Origin of the sequence: Kitasatospora sp. NPDC058965 (assembly GCF_042741245.1) — a bacterium.
Taxonomy (GTDB): domain Bacteria; phylum Actinomycetota; class Actinomycetes; order Streptomycetales; family Streptomycetaceae; genus Kitasatospora.
The window spans coordinates 1-5835 of the sequence record NZ_JBHYKG010000423.1; the positions used below are offsets into that span (position 1 = coordinate 1).

The 5835-nt window shown below is 75.1% G+C and carries 5 protein-coding genes and 1 pseudogene; 2 read left to right on the top strand and 4 right to left on the bottom strand.

From position 1 onward, the window contains the following. Positions 1 to 135: 135 nt before the first annotated feature. A complete protein-coding gene (locus ACFW1A_RS37440) occupies positions 136 to 1533 on the bottom strand; it encodes a hypothetical protein (protein WP_380417579.1) in 1398 nt (465 codons plus the stop codon). Positions 1534 to 1728: 195 nt separating this feature from the next. Here ACFW1A_RS37440 and ACFW1A_RS37445 point away from each other — a divergent pair, with 195 nt between their 5' ends. Beyond that, the gene (locus tag ACFW1A_RS37445) at positions 1729 to 2838 is read left to right on the top strand and encodes a molybdopterin-dependent oxidoreductase (RefSeq protein ID WP_380417587.1); all 1110 of its coding nucleotides are present in this window, start codon (positions 1729 to 1731) and stop codon (positions 2836 to 2838) included. Continuing rightward, complete coding sequence (locus ACFW1A_RS37450) at positions 2838 to 3266, top strand: hypothetical protein (RefSeq protein ID WP_380417581.1); 429 nt, start codon at positions 2838 to 2840, stop codon at positions 3264 to 3266. Before ACFW1A_RS37445 ends, ACFW1A_RS37450 begins: the two co-directional genes overlap by 1 nt. Before the next feature lie 26 nt (positions 3267 to 3292). On the opposite strand, the gene ACFW1A_RS37455 is transcribed toward ACFW1A_RS37450, so the two are convergent. From ACFW1A_RS37455 to ACFW1A_RS37465, 3 genes and pseudogenes are all read right to left on the bottom strand, one after another. After that, positions 3293 to 3793: an AAA family ATPase gene (locus tag ACFW1A_RS37455; protein WP_380417583.1), complete on the bottom strand. Its 501-nt coding sequence runs from the start codon at positions 3791 to 3793 to the stop codon at positions 3293 to 3295. Positions 3794 to 3881: 88 nt separating this feature from the next. Beyond that, the gene (locus ACFW1A_RS37460) at positions 3882 to 4739 is read right to left on the bottom strand and encodes an S-methyl-5'-thioadenosine phosphorylase (protein ID WP_380417585.1); all 858 of its coding nucleotides are present in this window, start codon (positions 4737 to 4739) and stop codon (positions 3882 to 3884) included. Positions 4740 to 4926: 187 nt separating this feature from the next. Next, positions 4927 to 5835 (bottom strand): annotated as a pseudogene (locus tag ACFW1A_RS37465) (hypothetical protein); the annotation flags it as partial.

A 5835-nucleotide genomic window follows, 5' to 3' on the forward strand; every position in this document is an offset into this window, starting at 1 on the left:
TGTTTATCAGAGACGGGCGCGGGCCCGCGCTGGGCCCCCACTCCCCCGCCCTCCGCACGCGGGCCCGCCACCCCTCCCGCGGCGGGCCGCGGGTGGTGGTTCCCGGGCACCGGGGACCAGCACCTACGGCACGTGTCACACCGCCGCGACCGCCCGCCTCGCCAACCGCTGCCGCAGCAGCGGGACCAGGAGGACGACGCACAGCGCCGTTCCGTAGCCGATCTGCTGGGCCGCCTGACTGCCCGTCAGGTAGAGCGCCTGCCCGGCGGCCGGCACGGCCAGCCACTCCCAGCGGCCGTCGAGTGCCACCAGGGCCACCACGAGCAGCCCGTACCAGGGGTAGCCGGGCGCGACCAGCAGCAGCGCCGTGCCCGTCACCAGCAGCGCGCCGGCCCACGGCCGGTACGGGTCGCCCCGGCGCAGGACCCGGACCACCACGGCCGCCAGGACCAGCGCCGCCGCCCACGGCGCGAGGCGGTCGGGCAGCACCAGGCGCAGCAGGCCGAAGCGGTCGATGTGCCCCTGGTCGTAGCCCTCCTCCCGCAGGTAGCCCGGCAGGTACCCCAGCACGGAGGTGCCCGAGGCCAGCACGTACGGGAGGTAGGCCAGCGCGAAGGCGCCGAGCGCGGACCCGACGAGTAGGACCTCGTGGCGGGTGGGGCGGCGGGACAGCAGACCGGACAGCGCGCCGGGAAGGGCCAGGCCGGGCAGCAGCTTGGCGGCCACCGCGCCGCCCAGCAGCAGTCCGCCGGACACCGCCCGCCCGGATGCCGCCCGCCCTTGCACTCCCCGCCCGCGCACCGCGCAGCCGAGCCCGGCGACCATCAGCAGCGCGCCGAGCGTGTCCACGTGCGCGTCGTTGACCGCCCACACCGTCAGGCCGGGGAACCACCCCCACAGCGCGGCCCGCCAGGCCTCCCGGCCCTGCGCCAGCAGCAGCCCGGTGGTCGCCACCGCCAGCAGCGCCCCGCCGACCTGCACCCCGCGGACCCCGCCGCCGAACGGGTGCAGCAGCAGGAACCACCCCTGCGCCACCGGCGGGTAGATGGTGTGCACGGCCGGCCGGTTGATGCGGGTGCAGTCCCCGGCCCCGGTGCGCCGCTCGTCCCAGCCCGTGCAGCCGTCGCCCACCGGGAAGAGCCCGGGATCGCGCAACCGTGCGAGCGCCGGATCGTCCGGGGTGTGGGCGTACGGCGAGATCCCGGCCGCCTGGACCCGTCCGTCCCAGACGTAGCGGTAGGCGTCGTCGCTGGTGCGCGGCGCGGCCAGCAGTCCGGCGGCGGCCACGGCGATGCTGCCGGCCAGGACCAGCGGCACGGCCTGCCCGCGGGGCACCTTGCGCAGCAGCGGCAGTGCGAGCGCGAAGAGCGCGGTGTCGAGCAGGTACCAGCCGGACAGCGGGACGTGCCAGCCGTGCGGCGGGAGGGACCAGCCGTGCGAGGGGAGGGACCCGCCGCGGGTGACGGTCAGCGCCAGCGCGGTGACCAGGGCGGCGAGGGCGAGCAGGCAGCGCGGGACGGGACGGGAGATCACGTCGCCCACCCTCCCACCGGCGGGAGCGCACCGGCCGGACGGCGGGAGCGCCGTTCGGATTCCGTAAGCACGTCGCAGCCCCGCAGGACCGCACCGGAGCGCTTCGATGGAGGCGTGGAAACCGACCCCGCCGACTCCGGCACTCCGGCCGCCCGCCGCCGCTACGACCCGCCGCTGCCCGCTCCCCCGGCGTTCCTGCGCCGCGGGCCGTTGCGCGAGGGGGCGTTCACCTCGCCGCTGCACGAGCCGCGGACCGCGGTCGTCCTCGGGCGCTGGCTGGGCGCGGCCCTGCTCGTCTGCTTCCTGACCGGTCTGACGAGTCATCTGCTGCAGGACCCGCCCGGTTGGCTCGCACCGCACCTGCCTGCCCGCCCGGTGAACGGCTACCGGGTGACCCAGGGCCTGCACGTGATCAGCGGGATCGCCGCGATCCCGCTGCTCGGGGCGAAGCTCTGGACGGTGTACCCCAGGCTGTTCGAGTGGCCGCCGGTGCGCAGCGTGGCGCACGCGCTGGAGCGGCTGGGGATCGCGGTGCTGGTGGCGGCGATGCTGCTGGAGCTGTTCACCGGTCTGCTGAACACGCTGCAGTGGTACCCGTGGCCGTTCCCGTTCCGGCAGACCCACTTCTGGGTCGGCTGGCTGGCCACCGGCGGGCTGCTGCTGCACGTCGCCGCCAAGGCGCCGCTGATCGCGGCGCACTGGCGACGGGTCAGGCCCGGCCTGGCGCAGCGGCGGGCCTTCCTCGGCGCGGTCACCGCCTCGGTGGGCGTGGTCACGCTGACCACCGCCGGGCAGACGGTGCCCTGGCTGCGCGCCTTCGACCTGTTCGCACCGCGCCGCCCCGACCTCGGCCCCCAGGGCCTGCCGATCAACCGCACCGCCGCGGCGGCGGGCACCAGCACCGCCCCCGCCGACTGGCAGCTGACGGTCACCGGACCGCGCCCCTACCGGCTCACCATGGCCGAACTCCTGACGCTCCCCCAGGTCACCGCCGAACTGCCGATCGCCTGCGTCGAGGGCTGGAGCGCCTCCGCCCACTGGACCGGGGTACGCCTGCGCGACCTGCTGGACCGGGCCGGCGCCGACGCGGACGCCCGGGTGCGGGTCACCTCGCTGGAGGCCGACGGCCCCTACCGGATCATGGAGATGCCCGCCACCTACGCCCGCGACCCGCTCACCCTGCTCGCGCTGCGCGTCAACGGCCAGGTCCTCGACCCCGACCACGGCTACCCGGCCCGGATCATCGCCCCCAACCGCCCCGGCGTCCTGCAGACCAAGTGGGTCGCCCGACTGGAGATCATCTGATGCCCGACCAGCCCCACCCGGACCAGCACCCCGTGCTGCGCGCGCTGCGCGTGGCAACCGCCCTGGCCGGCGTCGGCCTCATCGGCTACGGGATCCACGGCCTGCTGCACGACAGCTACATCACCGACCCCACCGACATCCTCTGGTGGGCGGCCGGCGGACTGGTCCTCCACGACGGCCTCTGGCTCCCCCTCGTCTGCCTGCTCGGCCTCGCGGCCGCCCGCACCACACCGGTACGGTCCGGGCTGGTCCTCGCCGCAGCCGTGACCGCCGTAGCCCTCCCCGCCGTCCTGCGCGCCGGCGACGACCACGGCAACCCGACCGTGCTGGCCCTCCCCTACCTGCGCAACTGGCTCCTCACCCTCGCCGCCGTCGCCGTGCTGACCACGGTCTGGGAACTGCTGCGCCGCCGCCGTGCCCGACGCTGACACCTGACCACCGGCGCCCGCCGACCTCAGTGCCGGCCCGGCTCCACGATCTCCTCGCCCTCGCCCCGCGGCGCCTCGAACCGCGCGAAGAAGTCGTCCAGGGCCTGCGGCGTCACGATCAGCGCGTTCGCGTCGCCCCGCTGGTTGCGCTCGGCGAGCCTGCGCAGCAGCTCGTCCCGCTCGACCGGGAAGTACAGCAGCCGCCACCGCCCGCCGACCGACTCCACCAGCTCCTTCATCGCGTCGCGGTCCTTGCGCGGCCACAGCCCGTGGTCCCACACCACGTCCCGGCCCTCGGCGACCAGCTCGGCAAGCCGCCGGTGCAGCTCGGCGACGACCGGGGCCTCCTTCTCGAAGTAGCTGCGCTCCGGGTAGTCGATGCCGTACCGGCCGTGCCGCTCGTGGACGACCTCGTCCACCGACAGCCGCACAGCGCCCCCGGGCACCAGCTTCTGCCGGGCGTAGGTCGTCTTCCCCGAACCGGTGAGCCCGACCAGCAGGAACACCACGGGAGCACCCTCGGTCACCGACAACTCCCCTCTCCACCAGCAGCGTTCACCGGCCAGTCTGCCACGGCGGCCACCCGGGGAGCACGTTCCGCACCGTGCGTCGGCATCAGTCGCCCGGGACCCCGGGAAGGCCGGTCCCGAGACCGTCCAAGGCGTGGCCGCACGGGCACTCGCGCACCGCCGGAAGACGCTCGACCGCCGTGAACAGCACGGTGCGCAGCCGGTCGACGTTGCGGGCGAACACCTCCAGCACCTCGCCGTGGGTGACGCCCTCGCCGCTCTCCACACCGGCGTCGAGATCCGTGACCAGGGCCACCGAGGTGTAGCAGAGGCCGAGTTCGCGCGCCAGCACCGCCTCCGGGTGCCCGGTCATGCCGACCACCGACCACCCGTTGGCGGTGAACCAGCGGGACTCCGCGCGGGTGGAGAAGCGCGGCCCCTCGATCACCACCAGCGTGCCGCCGTCCACGGATTCCCAGCCGGCCGCCCGGGCGGCCTCCCGGGCCGCCCGCCGCCCCGCCGGGCAGTACGGGTCGGCCGACGACACGTGCACCACCTCCGGCACCGTGCCGTCCGGCAGCGGCAGCCCGTCGTAGAAGGTCTGCACCCGTCCCGAGGTCCGGTCCACGAACTGGTCGGGCAGCAGCAGGGTGCCCGGCCCGAACTCCGGGCGCAGCCCGCCGACCGCGCACGGTGCCAGCACCTGCCGTACGCCCAGGGCGTGCAACGCCCACAGGTTGGCGCGGTAGTTGATCCGGTGCGGGGGAATCCGGTGGTCGCGGCCGTGCCGGGGCAGGAACGCGATCCGGCGGCCGGCCGCCTCGCCCACGAACAGCGCGTCGCTGGGCGCCCCGTACGGGGTGTCCACCCGCACCTCGGTCACGTCGTGCAGCAGTTCGTAGAGTCCGGATCCGCCGATCACGCCCACCTCGGCGCTCGGCGCGACGTCCTGGCCGACTGTCATCCCGGCCCACCTCTCTCCTCGGGAACAACCTCCCGGCCACTGTAGGAACGGACGGCGGCGGAACCGGGCCCCCGGGCCTTACGGTTCACGAACGCCACCGGTGCCGTCGGCCCGCGCGAGAACGCCGACCCGCGGCGGCGGGTGCCGGCCGGACCGGTCGGCACCGTTGCCCCGACTCGCCGGGCACTCAGCGGGGATGTGCGGCGAACACCTCGTGCAGGATGTCCAGGTAGGCGCCGTGGCCGCTGCTGCTGGGCCACTCGGTGGACGACTCCACCGCCGTCCCCTCGCCCCATTCGTTGTAGGTCACCACGAGTTGGAACGGCGCGCCCGAGGTGGCGACGGTGACGGCGTCCTGCCGGAAGCGGGCGAGGTCGCGCGGCACCGTCGGTGTCGCCTGGTCGTACTTCCAGAAGCCCGGCGACAGGATCGCCGAGTACCCGGGCTGCACGTCCAGGCCGGAGGCGTACTGGTGCCAGCCCTGCGGCTGGTCCGCGCAATCCCGGTAGCCGGCGAACACCTTCAGCACGACGAAGAACCCCGCGGTCCGGTTGGCCTGCGCCCACCGGGTGGCCATGGCGCAGCCGTCGCCGGCCCCGGCGTAGACGAAGATCACCGGCTTCCCGTCGACGTGCAGCCAGGCCTTCTGGTCGGCGTACCCGCGCAGGTGGGCCAGGTCGCTGCTGATCTGCTCCACCGACGGGTCGGTGTAGCCCTCCTCCTCGTAGTACACCGACCAGGAGAAGCCGAGCCGGGCGCCCTCGGTGAGCAGCAGCGGCAGCCGCTTGTCCTCGCGCCGTCCCACACCCCACCAGGAGGCGATGCCGGCCTGCAGGCCGCCGTACTGCATGTCCTGGATCTGGCGGTCCACGGTGGCCGGGACGTCGACGGAGTAGCGGCCCGCCGAGGCCGTGTAGTGGGTGCCCGACGGGGTGAAGTTCTCCGGGTACCACGGGTAGTAGAAGGCGGCGCGGACCGGCAGCCCGGTGTCGGCGGCAACCCGGGCCGCGGGATCCGTGGGCCCCCGGGTCGGCGCCGGGGGCGGGGCGGGGGTCCCCGCCGGCGGGGGCCGCGGCACGGGGCGGTCGGCGGGGGC

Coding starts and splice junctions, on each gene's coding strand:
- ACFW1A_RS37460 (WP_380417585.1), bottom strand. CDS start 4,739: ATGACAGTCGGCCAGGACGTCGCGCCGAGCGCCGAGGTGGGCGTGATC.
- ACFW1A_RS37450 (WP_380417581.1), top strand. CDS start 2,838: ATGCCCGACCAGCCCCACCCGGACCAGCACCCCGTGCTGCGCGCGCTG.